This is a genomic window from Salibacterium aidingense DSM 18341, assembly GCF_000429685.1.
GTDB lineage: Bacteria > Bacillota > Bacilli > Bacillales > Marinococcaceae > Salibacterium > Salibacterium aidingense.
In genome coordinates this window covers 186,050-203,886 of record NZ_KE386940.1, presented here as the reverse complement: position 1 = coordinate 203,886, position 17,837 = coordinate 186,050, and the positions used below count along the sequence as shown (strand labels likewise).

General features: G+C 46.2%; 17 protein-coding genes. 5 read left to right on the top strand and 12 right to left on the bottom strand.

What is annotated here, in order from left to right; translation table 11 throughout:
• Positions 1–26 precede the first annotated feature (26 nt).
• Both G475_RS26155 and G475_RS0123065 read left to right on the top strand, forming a co-directional pair.
• A complete protein-coding gene (locus G475_RS26155; RefSeq protein WP_051302844.1) occupies positions 27–1,352 on the top strand; it encodes a DUF2254 domain-containing protein in 1,326 nt (441 codons plus the stop codon).
• A gap of 142 nt (positions 1,353–1,494) precedes the next feature.
• Entirely contained in the window at positions 1,495–1,704 is a 210-nt protein-coding gene (locus G475_RS0123065; protein ID WP_026703271.1) for a hypothetical protein, read from the top strand.
• A gap of 67 nt (positions 1,705–1,771) precedes the next feature.
• On the opposite strand, the gene G475_RS0123060 is transcribed toward G475_RS0123065, so the two are convergent.
• The gene (locus G475_RS0123060) at positions 1,772–2,305 is read right to left on the bottom strand and encodes a hypothetical protein (protein ID WP_026703270.1); all 534 of its coding nucleotides are present in this window, start codon (positions 2,303–2,305) and stop codon (positions 1,772–1,774) included.
• Between the two features lie 179 nt (positions 2,306–2,484).
• On the opposite strand from G475_RS0123060, the gene G475_RS0123055 reads away from it, so the two are divergent.
• On the top strand, positions 2,485–3,207 hold the full coding sequence (locus G475_RS0123055) for a DUF421 domain-containing protein (protein ID WP_026703269.1): 723 nt from the start codon (positions 2,485–2,487) through the stop codon (positions 3,205–3,207).
• Positions 3,208–3,244: 37 nt separating this feature from the next.
• On the opposite strand, the gene G475_RS0123050 is transcribed toward G475_RS0123055, so the two are convergent.
• Complete coding sequence (locus G475_RS0123050; RefSeq protein WP_035712559.1) at positions 3,245–3,922, bottom strand: CAP domain-containing protein; 678 nt, start codon at positions 3,920–3,922, stop codon at positions 3,245–3,247.
• A 98-nt stretch (positions 3,923–4,020) separates the two neighbouring features.
• Here G475_RS0123050 and G475_RS0123045 point away from each other — a divergent pair, with 98 nt between their 5' ends.
• The gene (locus tag G475_RS0123045) at positions 4,021–4,626 is read left to right on the top strand and encodes an RsiV family protein (protein WP_026703267.1); all 606 of its coding nucleotides are present in this window, start codon (positions 4,021–4,023) and stop codon (positions 4,624–4,626) included.
• A 48-nt stretch (positions 4,627–4,674) separates the two neighbouring features.
• Positions 4,675–5,130, top strand: a complete 456-nt coding sequence (locus G475_RS0123040) for a hypothetical protein (RefSeq protein WP_026703266.1) — start codon at positions 4,675–4,677, stop codon at positions 5,128–5,130.
• A 445-nt stretch (positions 5,131–5,575) separates the two neighbouring features.
• Here G475_RS0123040 and G475_RS0123030 read toward each other — a convergent pair whose 3' ends face one another.
• The 10 genes from G475_RS0123030 to G475_RS0122985 all read right to left on the bottom strand — a co-directional run bounded on the left by G475_RS0123030 (position 5,576) and on the right by G475_RS0122985 (position 17,719).
• Entirely contained in the window at positions 5,576–6,715 is a 1,140-nt protein-coding gene (locus G475_RS0123030; protein WP_051302859.1) for an MFS transporter, read from the bottom strand.
• Between the two features lie 187 nt (positions 6,716–6,902).
• Positions 6,903–8,885 (bottom strand): sulfite exporter TauE/SafE family protein, encoded by a 1,983-nt coding sequence (locus G475_RS0123025; RefSeq protein ID WP_026703264.1) that lies wholly within the window; start codon positions 8,883–8,885, stop codon positions 6,903–6,905.
• The gene (locus G475_RS0123020; RefSeq protein WP_026703263.1) at positions 8,860–9,762 is read right to left on the bottom strand and encodes an ABC transporter ATP-binding protein; all 903 of its coding nucleotides are present in this window, start codon (positions 9,760–9,762) and stop codon (positions 8,860–8,862) included. The genes G475_RS0123025 and G475_RS0123020 overlap by 26 nt, the downstream gene beginning before the upstream one ends.
• Complete coding sequence (locus G475_RS0123015) at positions 9,728–10,138, bottom strand: GntR family transcriptional regulator (RefSeq protein ID WP_026703262.1); 411 nt, start codon at positions 10,136–10,138, stop codon at positions 9,728–9,730. The genes G475_RS0123020 and G475_RS0123015 overlap by 35 nt, the downstream gene beginning before the upstream one ends.
• Positions 10,139–10,718: 580 nt before the next feature.
• Positions 10,719–12,116: a hypothetical protein gene (locus G475_RS0123010; protein WP_026703261.1), complete on the bottom strand. Its 1,398-nt coding sequence runs from the start codon at positions 12,114–12,116 to the stop codon at positions 10,719–10,721.
• A gap of 75 nt (positions 12,117–12,191) precedes the next feature.
• A complete protein-coding gene (locus tag G475_RS0123005; protein WP_026703260.1) occupies positions 12,192–13,175 on the bottom strand; it encodes a Gfo/Idh/MocA family protein in 984 nt (327 codons plus the stop codon).
• A gap of 73 nt (positions 13,176–13,248) precedes the next feature.
• A complete protein-coding gene (locus G475_RS0123000) occupies positions 13,249–13,623 on the bottom strand; it encodes a YbaN family protein (protein ID WP_035712554.1) in 375 nt (124 codons plus the stop codon).
• Between the two features lie 470 nt (positions 13,624–14,093).
• On the bottom strand, positions 14,094–14,741 hold the full coding sequence (locus G475_RS0122995) for an HAD family hydrolase (protein WP_026703258.1): 648 nt from the start codon (positions 14,739–14,741) through the stop codon (positions 14,094–14,096).
• Positions 14,742–14,756: 15 nt separating this feature from the next.
• A complete protein-coding gene (locus tag G475_RS0122990; protein ID WP_026703257.1) occupies positions 14,757–15,674 on the bottom strand; it encodes an aldo/keto reductase in 918 nt (305 codons plus the stop codon).
• A gap of 44 nt (positions 15,675–15,718) precedes the next feature.
• Complete coding sequence (locus G475_RS0122985; RefSeq protein WP_051302843.1) at positions 15,719–17,719, bottom strand: alpha-amylase family protein; 2,001 nt, start codon at positions 17,717–17,719, stop codon at positions 15,719–15,721.
• Between the last annotated feature and the right edge of the window lie 118 nt (positions 17,720–17,837).

Here is a 17,837-nt window from a genome sequence, read left to right as displayed (position 1 = left end):
AACTAGGAAGAAGGAGGTGGTGTTCCATGTCATTGGGCAGTCTGTTTAACAGGATCCGTTCTAATTTTTTATACGTTCCCAGTCTTTATGGTATAGCGGCTTTTGTTCTGGCTCTGCTCAGTGTACAGTTTGATCTCCACATGCTGTCAGAAGAAAATATATACAGCTGGGTCCCTTCTTCTCTTTTTATTCCCATCGATCTGGCCCGGACCATATTAGGATCCATTTCCGCCGCCCTGTTAACCATGACCACGATTACGTTTTCTACGATTTTAGTGGTGTTAACCACGTATTTATCCGAATTCTCTCCAAGAACTCTGCAGAATTTCATCAGCGACCCGAAAACCCAGCGTGTTCTTGGCTTTTTCGTAGCGGGAATCATTTACTCTATTCTGCTTCTTCTTTTTTTACAGGAATCCGATTCGGTCACCTATTACATTTCTCCCTCGTTTGCTGTATTTTTTGCTATTATCTGTGTGTTTATGTTTGTCTTTTTCATTCATCATGTTTCAAGCTGGATCCAGGTGAGCAGTCTGCTGCATTACATCACACGGGAAACGATGGAAAAAATCGAGAAGGATCTGCCGGATGAAAAAGATATCGCTCCGGAAAATCCCTGGGATGACTGGGAAGGAGAAGAAATAAAACAAATCGAGCCCTCCCCTGTCAAAGCAGAGCAGGCCGGTTATATTCAGCACATCGATGTGACAGGGATGATCAAGCAGGCGGAAAAGGATGACTGCATTATCAGAGTAAATGCCAAAGTCAGTGAGTACGTGGAGCAGGGAGCTCCTTTTCTTTCTGTCTGGGAACGCAGCACCTCGTGCAATAAAGCAATGTACCGGAACTATATCACGCAGGGGCCTGAAAAAGCTTCCAATGACACGGTAGAATTTGCCCTCGTGAAGATGGTGGAGATCGCTTTGCGTGCTCTTTCTCCCGGGATTAATGATCCCAATACGGCAATTACATGTATTACCAACCTGGGAAAAATCCTGGCCAGGCTTGGCCGGAAACATCTTCCCCGTGCCTACCATCACGATAAGGACAAGAACATACGGTTAATTCTGGACAAACCTGATTTTGCCGAGTATCTTTATACATGTTTTCATCAAATTCGGCAGCACGGCTTTCATGATATATCTGTCTTATTCGCAGGCATTGAAGCGTTCACCCTGATTGCGCATACAAATTCAGATACCGTAAAACAGGCGGTGTGGGAATTCACGGAATATGTGTTAGAAGGGATTGAGGCCTCCGAACTGCTCACGCTGGATAAACGATACCTTAATCATAAACTTTATGTCCTAGCCGGAGTCTGCCGGCGCAGCCAAGACTTTCAGGAATTATAGAGAAAAAACAGGAGTCTGAGACAAAACGAAATGACTTCTCCCGAAAGACGAAGTATGGATAGTAACGTAGGACATGCAAACGGCTATGTCTCCAAAACGCTGCAGTTCCTTATCATAGCGGAGACCTGCCACGGAGACTCCTATGGGACGAAGACGAGCGGAAGCTCCACTTGGTAAAGCGATTCTTTTTACCAAGTTAGCTGAAGTCGTCCCCATGGAAAGCGCAGTGGCCAGCCGCGGCGAGCGTAAAGCGGTAGACTTCGTTTTAAGAGGGCAGATGCCGCATGAAAAAATCCGAACGATGCCAATTTCTAATGGAGAATGTGAGATAATCGTTCGGATTTTTATCTGACCTATATTGATTTTGTCCCAGCCTCTGAGCCTTTGCTTAAATCGCAGGTAAATAGGAGAGGCAGTATTTATCTGACTTCTACCTCCACCGTTCCAAGCGTGGTAACGGTGTCTCCCTCCACTTCATTTAAATAAACGACTGCCGCCCCTTTTGATTGCCCGTAAAGACTGACTTTCTGTTGGGACGCTTCATTTTTTGCTGTCACTGTTTTTTCTGACGTTTTCGTATTTTCTTCAACACTTACAACCTCAGCGTCACTGACACTCAGTACCAAATCCCCTGACGCTTCGTTAATATAAGAGGTGTCTTCCAGATGAAACAGATCGGAAATCGTATATGTTAATTCAGGCTCATGTTGATCGAATCCTTTTTCTCCTTCTACCGTGTTTAACCCTATATTCAGCTCCCCTGTTTCCTCCACATTATCAAAAGCTTCATTTCCGTAAAAATGGGTAATAGCTTCCTCCATTGAAAATGAAACCGATGCCGGGAGAGCTTTTGCAACGGCAGGCGTTCCTCCCCCTGCGGCAAAAACAACAGCCGCTGTTGAAATGACAGAATTTTTCAATATTTTTTTGAATGTTTGTTTTTCTTTATGCATGAATATTCCTCCTTATCAATACTATGTTTCCCCTCTGTTCTATTTAAGATTTTCCTTTCTAAAAGCTTTTTCAAACATAAAATTAAAATATTGTTACATATTTAATACATTTATATTACAAGATGTTCTGAATAAAACCTTTGAGTGGTAGAAAACTAAGAAAAAAGGAGAAGAGGATTGTGAGTACAATAATGGAGCTATTCCTTGTGGCAGGACGTATTATCACCATCTTACCCTTATTATTAATCATGGCCATTTTTATGGGGAAACGGGCGATCGGAGAACTGCCGATTTTCGATTTTTTAATTGTCTTAACACTTGGTTCCGTTGTGGGGGCGGATATTGCAGATCCGGATATTCAGCATCTTCACACCGCCGTTGCCGTTATTCTTATTGCAGTCCTGCAGCGGCTCGTCGCCGTTCTGAAGATGAAAAAACGTACCATCGGGAAGTTCATCACCTTCGAACCTACGATTGTTATTCAAAACGGGATCATCCTCCGCCGCAGTTTAAAAAAAATCCGCTATTCTGTGGATAACATTCTGGAAGCGTTGCGGGAAAAGGATATTTTTAACGTAGACGACGTGGAAACAGCGATTGTAGAAGCAAATGGAAGCTTAAGTGTGCTGAAAAAACCAGCAAAAACAGGCGTTACCATTGAAGATGCTCAATTAATGAAAAAATCACCTGCCGTTGCCTTTCCTGTTATTATTGAAGGGGTGGTTCACCATCCTGTCCTCCAAAAACTGCAGGTGGATGAATCATGGCTTGAAAATGAACTGGCGGCTCAGGGAATCCCTGACATTGACGACATCTTCTTTGCTTCCATCAACCGGCAGCACGAACTTCATATTTCTTTAAAAAACGAAGACACTGTTCAAGTACCCCCGATTTATCATTAAAAAACCACCTGTCTTGTTATACAGGTGGTTTTTCTCATTATTTCCCGATAAACATTTGGGTCCAGTATCTTCCATTTTCTTCGTAGCCTATTCCGATATGTGTGAGATCTTCATTTAAAATATTCTTGCGGTGGTCTTCACTATTCATCCAGCCTTCTACTGCCTTATCCGGAGTAGCCTGGCCGGCAGCAATGTTTTCTGCTGCCATTCTAAACTGGACGCCGTATTCCTGCATCATCTCAAACGGAGTGCCGTAGGTTGGAGATTGATGAGCGAAATAATTGTTTTCGGCCATATCTTCTGATTTGGCCTGGGCAACTTCCGCCACTTTTTCGTCCTGTTTCAGAGGATCAAGTCCGTGCTTTTTTCTTTCCTCATTCGTCAGGGAAATGACTTCCGTTTTCACATCGGTCGTATCCGGCACTTCGGTTTCCCGGGTTTGTTCCGGTTCCTTGTTTCGATTTTCCTCCTCTATTTCTCCTTTTGGAGTCTCTTCTTTTTCGGGTTCTTCTTCTACTTCGGGTTCCTCTTGTTCAGGGGTCCCTTCTTCTGGGAACAAAGAAAATGGAAACCCTTCCTGCTCTTCTTCCTCGTTATCGACAATCTCAAGGTGATTATAGCTCTGGTCCCCGGCGCCCTGATCCTCCTGCTGCTGTTGACAGCCGCTGTGCAGCAAAAGCAGAAGAGCCGCGGCGGACAGTAAGAAAGCTTTCATGATTCCACTCCTTTTCTCATATCATTAATGAACTACTATTACTATGGACCAGCCTTTTCATTTTTAACCGTGCTGGTTTTCAGAGAGGAGTATAAAACATGGAATTATGCCGTTATCCGCTTCCGATTCAGACATATCGATTAATGGAGGAATCGATTTTCTTCCCGTGGCTTTTAAATCCCGGCACAGAAACAATCAACCGAGACATATTCTGCAAAGTCTGCTCCTTATTTGACCAGGTGAAAGATCTGGGCTATTACGAGCCGGGGAGGACAGAAATCATTGGCTCTTTTGAAACCAAAAACAACCAGCGCTGTATGATCAGCTTTACCTTTTCCCTCTTTGCCAACAGCCCAGGTTTAGCCCATCCTGTAGAGTATATGGATTCCATCACGGCAGATGCAGGCCGGGATAATGTAGATTTATTGGCTGACATGTTCCAACCGGGAAGTGATTACGAAGAACGAATAAACCGCCTGATTGAAGCGCAGATTGACGAACGAAACATCCCTCTGTTGAACGGGTTCTCCGGGATTACGCCGGAGCAGAAATATTACCTGGCCGATAAAAGCCTTGTCATTTATTTCGATCAATATGACATTACTCCCGGCTATGTAGGTTTTCCGATGTTTCTGATTTCTGGCTACGCCCTGCAGGATATCGTCGAGGAATCTTCTCCGCTCGGGGTGATGCTAAATGGCTGAAGGACGTGGTATAATAAAAGGCAATGACTCGTACATGTTGGAGGTTCTATGCTTACATTTGAAGAAAAAATGGAAATATTCGATGCGTTCCCGGAACTGACGAAAAAGGAAGTTTCACTGGGCCGGGTGAATTACCAATACGAAGACAGTGTGATTGATAAAAAAAACGTCGTCTACCACCTGCATCCAAACGGGAACGGCTTCGTTTACGCGGGACAGATCCATGGGGTGAAAACCGACGAAAAAGGGATGGTCAACATCCGCAATTACAGTGCCCCGGAGCTTCGGGAGATTGTGACGGCAGCGATTGATTCGATGTCGCCGCAGGAGGATCCGGAAGAAATGACGATGGAAGAATGGGTGAACCCTAATGATCAGATTTTAGTAATCATGAAAGAAGGAGAGTCCTGGAATGTTTATGCCGGCCTGGACTTAGAAGGCACCTTTAATTCCTATCCTGAAGCAACGGATTTTCTTGATAAAGAAGGATTTACAAGAGCATAAGAAAACTCAGCCTTGGTGAAACCGCCCAGGCTGAGTCTTTTTTTTGGAGATTTCTGCTTAACGATTTCTGGCCCCGGACAGTCGACGCGGGAAATGGAGGACCGTATAGAGTCATTATTTTGACCTAATAGACTCCATTGGGGGTTGGAGTCCATCGGGTTTTTCTCTCTTTAGGCCAGGCGCCTCCAAGAGATTTTGGACGCCACCCTTCTTTTAATCTCTTTTCCCATCGGTCCAAATGCTCTTTTGGAGGACAATAAGAGCTTCGTTCCGTTGGTTCATGTCCTCCACCACAGGTACCGGTTCTCCTATCCGCCTATAAGCATACCTGTCTCTGGAACCCAAATATCACCAATTCAATCCCAAATACAGCTGGAAAGGCACACCAAGCATCTTCATGTAAGAGGAAAATACCTGAGCCGGGACTATGCTGGATTCGCTTTTATTATCCGGCCTGCGCTTCTTTCAGCTGCCTGATTTTCTTCTCATTGTCGTATTCTTTTTTATTGACCACCAGGCAGCAGATGCTCATCGCAGCCAGCAGCAGAAATCCAATCGCGTAAGCTCCCGTCATATCTTTGACTACCCCTAAAATAATCGGAGGAAAAAATCCTCCCAGACCGCCGGCCGCTCCTACAATCCCTGTCACCGTTCCTGTGGAAGACGGAAACAGACTTGGCACCAGTTTAAAAACAGCACCATTGCCAATCCCTGCAGCCGCAGCAAGAAGCAGGCTTGCAAAGGTCATAACGATAATATTTTCACTGCCGATGGTGAGCATGGCTCCTCCTGCGGTAATGCCAAGAAAGACAGCTGACAAAATTCTTCCGGGAGCCATTTTGTCCGCAGCATATCCGCCAAGCGGCCGAATAAAAGTGGCCAGTACAATAAAACCAGCCGTTCTCATCCCGGCATCGACTGCAGACAGGCCGAAGAGATCGGTCAACAGCGTAGGCAGGTAAACTCCGAAAGCCACAAAAATCCCGAAGGTGACAAAATAAAACAAAGACAGCATCCAGGTATGTTTAAACGCTAAAACAGATAATTCTCCTTTAACCGTCCGGCTTGTATCCGCGCTGGGAGTTTCCGGTGTGAAAAACCAAAGCAGGACGGCCATGGCGGCAATGGGAATAATCAAAGACCAGAACACCCACTCCATTCCTGCCATCAATGCAATACTCGGCAGGGCCAGACTGGCTGCCGCTGTTCCTGCATTCCCGAGCGCGTTGATCCCCAACGCCGTCCCCTGTTTTTCCTTAGGCGTCCACTTCGAAACGAATGTCATCGACACCGCAAACGAGGTTCCGGCCATTCCAAGAAAAAAGGCACAGACCAGCAGGGTCACGTAAGAATCAGCAAAACCGGCCGCGGCGAGCGGCAGGATGAGAAATAAAAGAAGAAGCGTGTATACTTTGCGGCCGCCGTATTTTTCTGTCAGGATCCCGAGCGGCACTCTCATAACCGACCCTAGTAAAACCGGGACTGCCGCCATAACACTTTTTTCCGTGGCAGTCAGGTTGTACATTTCGCCGAATTGATTAATCAGCGGAGAGAACGCCCCCCATACCATAAATGCCGCAACCATCCCCACGGTTGTCAAAATCAGCAGACTATTTCCAGCAGGATTATGTTTCAATGCCAAACCCCTCCCGTTTCGTCTCTTTATCTGTTGAGTCTGCCACAGCTGGCGGAAACTGTAAGCAAATACGGAAGGTTTTCTCTCAGTATTTTTGTTGAAAAAAGCCTGCCGGATCTCCGGCAGGCTTCATGTCTTAGTCAAATTGAGCCTGGATGGATTCAGGTACTTGTTCTTCCTGCAGGGAACCAAACGTCGCTTCATCCCCGTCAAACATAATCTTCACCACATAGTCTCCCCTGCCGAAGTCACTGAAATGATTAAATATGTGATTTTTCTCCTCCTCGTTATTAACATTTACGCTTTCGGCATTGCCCTGTTCCACTTGTTCCCTGAAAATACGTACGGGAGAAGCGTTTTGTTCCGTGGCACGGGGGACATGAGCTATTTCTATCCGATCTACTTGTTCTATGGTCAGGCGTGCCTGTTCCAGATACCCGTTATTTTTCAGCCACGTATCGACTTCTTCAAATGATTTATGATAGGGAAGGTCAAAAGACTTCGTCTCCTCCTCTGTATCCCCCGGAATATGAAACTGAATATTCCCCCAAACCATTCCTTGGTTTAATATGTTTTCATATCCTATGGAAGATATCTCGTATTTCATAATTTCCTGAAGTTCCTCTATTTCCTCCTGATCCTCTATGCGGAGAGCAGGCTGCACCGCCCCTGGAATATTGGGCACGAACTCTACAGAAGATACTTTCTCATTCAGTTTATCCAGCTCATACTCCTGGGATTTATAAGCTTCCTGCTCAAGAACGGCTTTCAGTCCGCTTTTGATTTCATCAGAGGGAAGGTGTTGATATTCCCGTATCATATGCCCGCCATTTTCGAGTTCATAAGCAATGACAAAAATGTCAGTTCTTTGCATAAACTGGGCCGGCAATTCTTGCGGCTGTTTTTCTACAATCGTTTCATGCAGATTCCGCACCTTTTCAATGTACGCTTCGGATTGGTTATATGGATTTTGCTCATTCTGATCAGCCTGGGTTAACTGATAAGCATTATGCCCAAAATATACCCCTTCAATCTCATTTGTCTCCGGCACCGCTTTTTCAAAGCCAAACGCGTCATAGTTAACCAATATTCCGAGAAGCACAATAACGACAGCATAACCGGCGTAACCGAGAAACAATTTTCCTCGGAACACCCGCCAGGTTTTTTTCAATATCATTTCGGCGATGAGATACCCGACGATGGACCCAAAGATATAGCCGAAAATCACCCAGCCGATGCTGCCATACTGATTATAATACAAACCGCCTGTCAGCATCGCACAAAACGTGACACCGTATTTGAAAATCGGCTGCAGCGCTGTAAATGTAATCGCCTGGGACGCAGTTTCAATATGACGGTATTTGTACAGCACCAGGGCCGCGGCCCCGCTGATAACTACCGCTGCAATAAACCCAATCACCTGCCCCAGGCTCATGCTTTTCTCTCCAAGCTCCGTAAGGACCACAATCGGGGACCATTGCGCAGCTTGTTCTGTATTTCGATAGGCAGAAGAAAAACCGTACAAATACAAGGCCAGATTACTGTTGATTAAAGAAAAGAGTCCTACCGGCAGCATTAATAGAATAAACGTTAAAATACCGGTGGCGACAGATATCCCGGTTATCATTCCAACAAATACAGTGAAGAGAAAGAAAAACAGGCTCATCAGGATGGCAATCCCCACCCAGTTCCAAATATCGGTTCCGGTTAAATCACCGTAGACCGGATAAGCCCCGCTGACAAGGGACACAGCAAGTGCTGTAATCAAAATAGGAACAACCAGCATGATGGTTCCGCTCACCAGCTGATTGAACAGCAGGCTTTCTCTTTTCACCGGCAGGCTGTGTATCATGTCCGCTGCGTCAGGCACCTGCAGATAGCGGAATAAAAAGATAGCAGCAAGTACTGGCACCCCTGCCATCAACAACGTCTGAGGCCCCTGGGTAATGTCATACATATGCTCAATGTTTAAAACCCGCTCTTCATCTTCAGCCAGGAGAATCATCTGCAGGGGAAGTGCAAACAGCCAACCAATCAAAAAGATGAGACCAATCCAGCCGTGCTGCTTGGCATTCTGTTTTTGTATACCTGGATTAAAGAAGGACATTTTCGATTTCATAGCCGATGCCTCCCATCTCATAAATGAATATCTCCTCCAGCGTCAGCGGCAGCATGTCAAAAACAAGCGGCTGGTACGGCCGGACTTTTCGTTCAATCTCTTTTCTATCTCCTCTGACGATAAAGAGGTAGACACTGCCCCGTTTTTCTTCATGAAGAATATTCAAGCCGGCTGCCATCTTATCTTTTGTTTCTTCTGATTCAAAAGCAGCCTGGACTTTGTGGGTATCCGATTTTAATTCATCGAGTTCTTTTTCAATACGGAGTGTGCCTTCATGCATAATGCCGACATGGTCACAGATATCTTCGATTTCCCGCAGATTGTGGGAGGATATAATGACTGTCAGCTCCCTCTCGGCAATATCCTGAAACAGCAGATTTTTGATTTTCTGGCGCATGACCGGATCGAGGCCGTCAATTGGTTCGTCTAGAATAAGAACCTCCGGCATCGTAGCAAGCGACAGCCAGAATGCCACCTGTCGTTTCATTCCCTTGGAGAGCCGCTGGATTTTCCGCTTTGGATCAATCTGGAATACCTCCTGCAGTTTTTCATAGCGCTGTTCGTTCCAGTTCGGATAAAAAGAGCGGTAATAAGCGGCCATCTGCTTAATCGTGGCCTGCGGCAGAAAATATGGATTATCCGGAATGAATACGACATCCTGCTTAAGCGGTACATTTTCATAGATAGGCTGTTCGTTAATATGTACACTGCCATGATCGGGACGGTAAATGCCGGCGAGTATTTTCAGAAGCGTGGTCTTTCCTGCACCGTTGGAACCAAGCAGCCCGTAAATGGATCCCTGCTGAACGGTAAGATTCAAATTCTCTACAGCGATTTCTTTTTCAAATGTTTTGGTCAGATTCCGGACCTGAATCACCGGCTTCTCCTCCTTCCTTCTCTGCTTCCTCAAACCAGCGTATTAATTCCTTTTTTGTTAATCCCATATAAATCGCTTCTTTGAGCAGCGGCTGAAACTGCTCTTTCATTTCCTCCAGTTTCCCTTGATTTGAAATCCAGTCAATGGGTGCCACAAAATACCCCTTTCTGCTTGCCGAATAGACAAACCCCTGCCGTTCCAGCTCGCGGTAGGCTTTCTGAATCGTATTCGGGTTGATCGTCAGTTCCTTGGACACATGGCGCACTGACGGCAGTTTCTCATCCGGCTGCAGCACACGTGTCACAATCAGCTCTTTGATATTGTCAATCAGCTGTTCATATATCGGCTTCCGGCTGCGAACATCAAGCTCAAACAAGACATCCCCTCCTCCGCTTGACGTTTTCTGTATCATCTGTATTATTTTTATTAATACAGAATTTAGTATAGATGATTCTTATTTATTTGTAAAGAAGAAAAATAACATTTGCGATTGATTCACTCATGATAAAATGTCAGCAAAAAAAACGCAGCGGAGTGGGACTTGCTCCGCTGTCGTACTGCTTTATTTTTAACGTTTTGCTTGAGAACCGTCCTGGTGTCATCTTTTCGTCAATTGGAGACATAATCGATCTGAAAATGTTCGAAAAATGAAGATAGTGGACCATTTTCCCAGCCTGTCTTGTAAAAATGTCCAATACTCGCTGGTTCCAGACATTTTAAACACCCTTTTCCCACATTTTGTCCACTACCTAAGGGTTATGGACATTTGACTTCAGAAAATGTCCACATTCCAGCTTTGAGCTCGGCTTTTTGTCAGAGGGGACAGTTCACGCCCCTTTTGTCCGGGAAGGCCTCTGAGAAATGGGCCTATTCTTTTTGGCGGAGGAATTACCAAGGGCCCGCAGAAGACCGGCCCGTAAAGCTTTTCAACACTTTACGGGCCGGTTCAACTTTTACTAAGCATTAGCTTTCTGCATTTTCCGGTACAAATCCTGGTACGCTTTCGATTCGGCTTCTTTGCCGAGGTCCAGATATATTTTTGAGAGCCAGCGGACGGGTTCGGGATCCGTTGTATTCAGCTCCATTTCCCAGCTGAAGCACTCAATCGCCTGGTCGAGCTGGTTGAATTCATACAGCATTTCCCCCAATTCCCGCTGCTTGTCAGGATCTTCCCGCAGCTTTTTCATTTTATCCATCTGTTTCACCGTGGGAGAGCTCTGATATTTTTCACGGACTGGTGCGAGCCAATTCATAATGTCCTGTATCGTGCGGTCGGAAAGCAGTTGATGGACACACTTTTGAAGAATTTTTTCCGCTTTTTGCGGCTGCGTCTCATAAAGAGGGACAATGTAGGTGCTCAATTCATCCAATGGAATCGAACCGGTACGCAGATCCATTGTTTCCAGCATGTTTTCCAGCGCGGCTTCGTTCTTTCCTTCGAGGGCGAGGTGATGGCGTTTTATAAGGATTAAAGCATCTTCCAGTTTATTTTCAGTCAGGTACATTTCGAGCAGATCTTCCTGAAGACGCTTGATCGAGGGTGCTCTATCATACAGATCCTCTAAAACAGCCAGCTGCTCTTCTTTGTCATAATACAATTTCAACCACTGCAGCAGTTCCTTGTAATAAGCCTCTGCGTTATATCTTGAAATTAGATCGACCATAAGAGAAAATGTTTCCGCCCAGCGTTTTTCTTCCTTTAAAAACTGGAGTAAACGAGTCGTATTCTCAGGGTTCTTTCTGGCATAAAAGTGAGCTTTTTCCATATAAATTGGATCCTTCTCCCACAATTCCGGAGCGGACCGCTGATACAAATCTTTGAACGAAGAAAATTCCATATCATTAGCCATTTGTTTGACCCAGCTGTGTTTTGGCGTGAAATCCTGGAGCAGACGTATAATGCGGTAGCCGAGAAATAACTGGCCGCTGCGGCGGTGCTGATAATAGAAGGACTGAATCTCTTTAAACAATTCTTTTTTGGAAACAAATGCATCAAAGAAGGTGAGCATCAGGGCCGTTTCCTGCGTAGTATGCTGGCCTTGGAATTTTCCACGAAGCTGGCTGAGACTCCGCTTATGATATGAGGTTTGAGAGGATAGAACTTCACGTATAAAAGGGTGAGGAGACTGATAGACAACTCCATATTTGCAGGCTTTTTCCAAAAAGGAGCGGCGCCGGAGACTTTCCGCTTTCCATGTCGTTAAATACTCGTTTTTAAAGAAGACCAAATAATAGACGCTGCCTTTCGCATCATAGGCTTCTACCATCTTATTCTGAAGAAACACCGTCATTGCCGCCGGCTGAACAACAATTTGTTTTTTTCCATCGGTTACGGTACATTCCATCGATTTCATTCTGTGGAGCCCTCCTTCTATTTGTAAAATCGTACAAAAAGAAGCAGCCTTTCGATGGGACTGCTTCTTCTTTCGTCACGTCAACGCCCGGTCCGCCTCAAATACGACACCCAGGTCCTTCCGGATCTGATCCGTCTGACGCATGACCATTTGCGAATTGTGCCAATTTAATGTTGTTGTATCGTTCTTTAAACAAGCCTCGATAAAATAGGCCGCTTCATAATACATATCTGGTTTTTCCTGCTGAATGTCCGCCTCTTCCGTTTCTCCCTTCACCGACACAAAGGTCACTTTCTGCGGCTGATGTATGGTTTCGATATACAGGGTTCCTTTCTCTCCCTGAATTTCACTGGCACTCCGGGATGCCGTGATTTTGGAATAAGAAGCCATCGCATCCATATTATCATAGGAAAGCAGAACATTGGTTTCTCCATCTACGCCGCTTTCAAGGACATAGCCGGCCGCTTTCACCTGCCTCGGTTCCCCGAACAAATACTGGAGGGGATGAAGGCAGTATACGCCAATATCCATTGTGGCCCCATTAGAAAGGGATGGTTTAAATGCGTTCAGCACTTCTCCGTTCAGGTAGGCGTCGTACCGGCTCGAATACTGGCAGAAACTAATCAGTGCCTTCCGTACCGTTCCAATTTTAGGAAGCCATTGTTGGACCGCTGTAAATCCCGGCGTGTATAAGTTCTTCACCGCCTCCATCAACACGACGTTATGACGCCGAGCCGTGTCAATTAAACGCTGTGCTTCCCGTTCATTACTGCACAGCGGTTTTTCGCATAGAACATGTTTCCCCTGTTCCATCGCCGCCATTGCCTGCTCGGCATGGTAACGGGTCGGGCTGGCTACATACACGGCGTCAATGTTCTTATCATGGAACATTGCATCCAGATCCGCGTAATATGTATCGGCTTGGGTGGTTGCAGCAAATGCCCGGGCCCTTTCTTCCTCTCTTGAATACACTGCGTATAAATGGAAGTCCTCCACCTCGCCTGCCGCTTCAATAAAAGCTTGCGTAATCCAATTCGTACCGATCGTGGCAACGTTCATGGCATCCTACCTCCTTCGACCGCCTGATTTCTTGTCCTTTTTTTATTGTATCATATATGGAGTGCTTCTGTTTTCAGCGTAACGTATTCAATGAAAAAATAAAATACGTAATAGAAACAACCACACAGAACAGAAGGATTTGGACAACCAGAAGAGGAACAAGAAATAGGATGGAATACAACGAACTTCCCCACAATACAAGCACCGCTGTCCATTTAGTCTTCAGCGGAAGCGCACGCTCTTCTCTAAAATGTTTAATGTATGTACCCAGCCATTTAGAAGCGAGCAGACGATCATATAGGGTTTCTGATGATTTCGCATAACACCAGGCTGCCAGCAGTAAAAACGGCGTCGTCGGCAAAAGCGGCAGCACGATGCCGATGATGCCGAGCATAAGTGCGGTTGATCCGCCGATAATGAATAAAGCTTTCTTCGTCTGTCGGAACATAACGCCGCCCCTTATAATATGTAATTTATATGCATATTATAGAATGAAGTTTAGGGTTCGTAAATAAAAGGAGCTTCCGGAAGCTCCTCCTTAACGTCACATTTCCATTCCTCAGCCTCCATTGTAACGCTATCCTGTTTCTAACCATTACATTTGTTGATAAACACATGAAAAGTAACCCTCACCTGACTTTTACCCATGACTTTTTCTTCGCTGCCAGTAAAAGTGATCTTAACATGCCGCTCTAAAAAACAATCCAGCATAGAACGGGACAAGTTTTTGTTCAACATGTCCACTATCAGAATATAATGGATGGACAATTTCCACGGGCAGCTTCCCTGTTTTGTCTGATAACTTTATTTACAAACCAATGTTCACTTTTTTTTACCAAAAAAAGTCTGGTATCCTGAGATATTGGACAAATCGTTTAGCACGATAGGCACAAAAAACCTGCTGCATGAAGCAGCAGGTTATAAATCCTTAAGCAGCGAAGCAAGCGGCACTTCTTCCATCGAAACGATCCGCCGCTCCACCTTCCCAAATTCTAAATCAGCCGTTACTTGATTTGGCACAATCACACAGCGCATCCCCGCACGCGCTGCTGCCAGTGCACCGTTCGCTGAATCTTCAAATACCAGACATTCCTCTGCCCGTACACCGAGACAGGCAGCAGTCTGTACATACAAAGCGGGATCCGGCTTCACATGATCCACGTCATTGGAGGTCCGGATACAAGAAAAGTAATCCATAAGCCGCAGATTCCGCAGATGTGTAGAAACCCATTCATAGCTGGAGCTCGACGCCAGGCCAAGGAGGAGTCCCTGTTTCTTCGCTTCTGTCAAATAGCTCTTCACCCCCGGCCGCGCCGACTCCTGCGCGAGTCTCTCCAGAAAACGCTGCTCCAGCTGCTGATTAAACGCTTCCGCTTCTACAGAACGCCCGGTTTGAGAAAACAGGTAATCAACGGGCGAAAAACCGGTCGACGTTCCGATTTCCTGCTGCCAGACGTGCAGCGGAAGCTCACTGCCATGTTCGGCAAATAATTCCTGCAGCACTTCATACTGCCGTGTTTCCGTATCCATAATCAAGCCGTCAAAGTCAAAAATAAGAGCTTTCATATATCCTCCTCCATATCAAACGGACTGAGGGTGACTGCCACTCACCATATCAAGCTCTGCAGCTGCCGCATTTGAGGCAACCTGCTCCGGGTTCTTACAGCCTGGGATCACGCAGGTGACTGCGTCATGCTTCAGACACCAGGCCAGTGCCCATTGTGCCATCGGGACTCCTTCCGGTACTTCATTTTTCTCCAGTTCCGCTACCGTTTCCAGCTTCCGGCGGGTTTCTTCCTGATCATGGCGGTGCCGCACATCATTGTCCGCAAAGGTGGCGCCCGGCTTATATTTTCCGCTTAAATAACCGCTTGCCATCGGAACCCGGGCGAGAACGCCGAGGTTCTGTTCTTCACAGGAAGGAAAGACTTCTTCCTCCGGCGATCGGTCCAGCCGGTTATAAACGACCTGAATCGATTCAGCTCCAACATCTGTTGCCTTTTTTGTCTGATAGCTGTCTTCTTTTTTGCCGATGGACAATCCAATATGACGGATTTTGCCTTCCTGCTTCTGCTTATCGAGCATCGTCCAAAGCTCATCATTATCAAATTCCTCGCCGACACCGGAATGAAGCTGGTACAAATCAATGTAGTCCGTACGTAGGGCCCGCAGGGAATCTTCCAGCTGCTGCCGTACCTCATCTGCCTGAAAATGGCGGGTTCGTTCGTACAAATCATGAAATTTATGCCCAAATTTCGTCGCCAGCACCCAATTTTCCCTGTCCTGCTCAATGGCGCGGCCGATAAACTTCTCCGACAAATGATCCCCGTAACATTCAGCGGTATCAATCAAATTTATTCCTGTTTCTCTAGCTTTATCAAAAATGGCATCCACCTCCGGCTGGGTGTAATCCCTGCCCCATTCTCCGCCGAACTGCCAGGTGCCAAGGCCGATGACCGAAACTTCCATGCCTGTTTTGCCTAATGTACGATATTTCATATAAAGACTCCTTTCTTCCGCATGTAGTTCTATTATACGGGATGCTAAAATTGAATGACAGCCATCTGATGACCCCTGATTTCCGGTACGGTAAAAGTAAGCACTCCTTCTTGAAAGGAAAAATCCAGCTTCACTCTTGTAGGAGCCATATAAACCTGCTGCGGAGCACTCTTCAAACGCAGAGATACCGTTACAGCATAAAGCGGCAGAACCTCCTCAATTACATCTATCCCCTCCGCCCGCCGCTGATGTACATAGTGAAGAAAGTGGAGAACCCAGCGTTCTTCTGCCGGCTGCGCATTCATTGTCACCTGGGCTGTGGAAGGCAGATTTGTCTCGATTAACGGTTCCGGCAGAAGTTCAGCTAAACAACGGTCGACCAGTTGTTTGTAAGCGAGATTCCCATGCTTCCGGTAAGCGGCAAACACAGGATGAGCCAGATATATCGTTTGTTCGGTCTGAACCATTGCAGGATTCTCCGATCGATGGGAGACCGGCGTATGAAAATGAGACATGTACATATCTCTGCCGCGGTTGAAATATGGTTCATACACACAGGCAGGTACCCGGGCTCCTTCTACCGCCTTCACCCGGCTCCCTTCTTCATAAAACACCTGCGGCATAGCAGACAATGAATCAAATGCCTCGGAAAGCTTTATATAATCAGGAGAGAAGGGAAGCTCTCCTTCATAGATTACACCGCCCCCTATCTCCCACATCCCTTTTTCGTTTAATCCGGCCTGATGGGAAAAAAGTAATTTTCCACCATCATCAAGAAAGGCCTGGATCTTTTCTGTTAAACGTTCAGTGAAGGGGATAACATCCGGGGCAATAATAAGAGAGTACGGGGAAAAATCCGAGGCTTCATCCAGAAAACTGAACAGCCGATGCTCCTCCATCAGCATGCGCAGGGCCCCTTCATCACTAAAATTAGACGGACTGTTTGCAACTCCCGGCGAATGCTGGGATACAAGCACTCCGATTTCATCGACGGGCTTCACGTCTCGGCACCACTCTTCTTTTTCCGATACCTGTTCATATACACTCCGGATCAGCTCATATGTTTCATTATCCAATCTCCCACGTGGATGGAGCTGATCTCCGATTACACATTTGGCTCCGTGAGCAAGCATTTGGAAACATTCATACTCCAAGGCGGCCTTGTTTTTGAGACTGCCAAAATCTCCCCACATTTTATGGAAACGGCCGGTCATTCCGGCAAACTCTTGATCAAGTATTTTATAAAACGAAGCATACAGGGGAAAATGGTTATAGCCCCATAATCCCGACGGCAGCGATTCAATATCCACATGAGTCATCCACGGCAGTTCCTGACGTATTCCCCGTTGTATGTTGTAGTCCAGTCGCACTCTTCCGTTAAAAAACAACGGAAGCTCAGGCTTCACCTGATGCACAGCCTGCTCAAGCCGCTGCATCGCCTCTTGTTCGGTCCGCAGGCTATGGTGGTACAAGTCCGCTTCTACTTGCAGATCCAACTGTTTTTCTTTCATTGATTCCAGACAATAAGGACAGACACAGCCGGGCCGCGTCTGATGAACAATATCAAAAAAGAGACCATCTGCCTCGTAGTTCTTTACCACTTCCAGCGTTTGTTTTTCCAGATAGTCCATATAGGGACTGTTCATACATAGCCATTTCCAGCCGGCAGCCTCCGTATTATCCTCTGCACTCAGCGGTTTTCGCCCCACCAGTTGCCCCTTTCGGTCGATTTGGCGCCAATTCGTCTTTTCAGCAGCTGCCTCATCCCAAACCACCGACAGGTAAACGGGGACCCGGAGGCCCTCTGCGTGACAGGCTTTCATCATTTCAGCCAGCAGATCCCTTTTTAGAGAAGGGTGCTTAATACCGGCTTCTGTGGAATAGTAGGAATATCCATGATGGCACTTGGCAAATACGGTCACGGAATTTACAAAACTATCCTTTAATGTCTTTGCAAAAGTGATCGCATCAAAATCTTCTCCTGCATCCGGAATGAACGGGGACGTGTGAAAATCCAAATGTATTTGTCTAAATGGTAAAGTCATCATCGCTGCTCCTTTCCAAGTTTTCCGTCTTACTACTTCTACTTTTCATGCTATTTTCCTTGAAAACCGCCTTGAAAATCGGAGCTGGTTGCTATCAAAGTTAGTCTGCCGTCTTCCC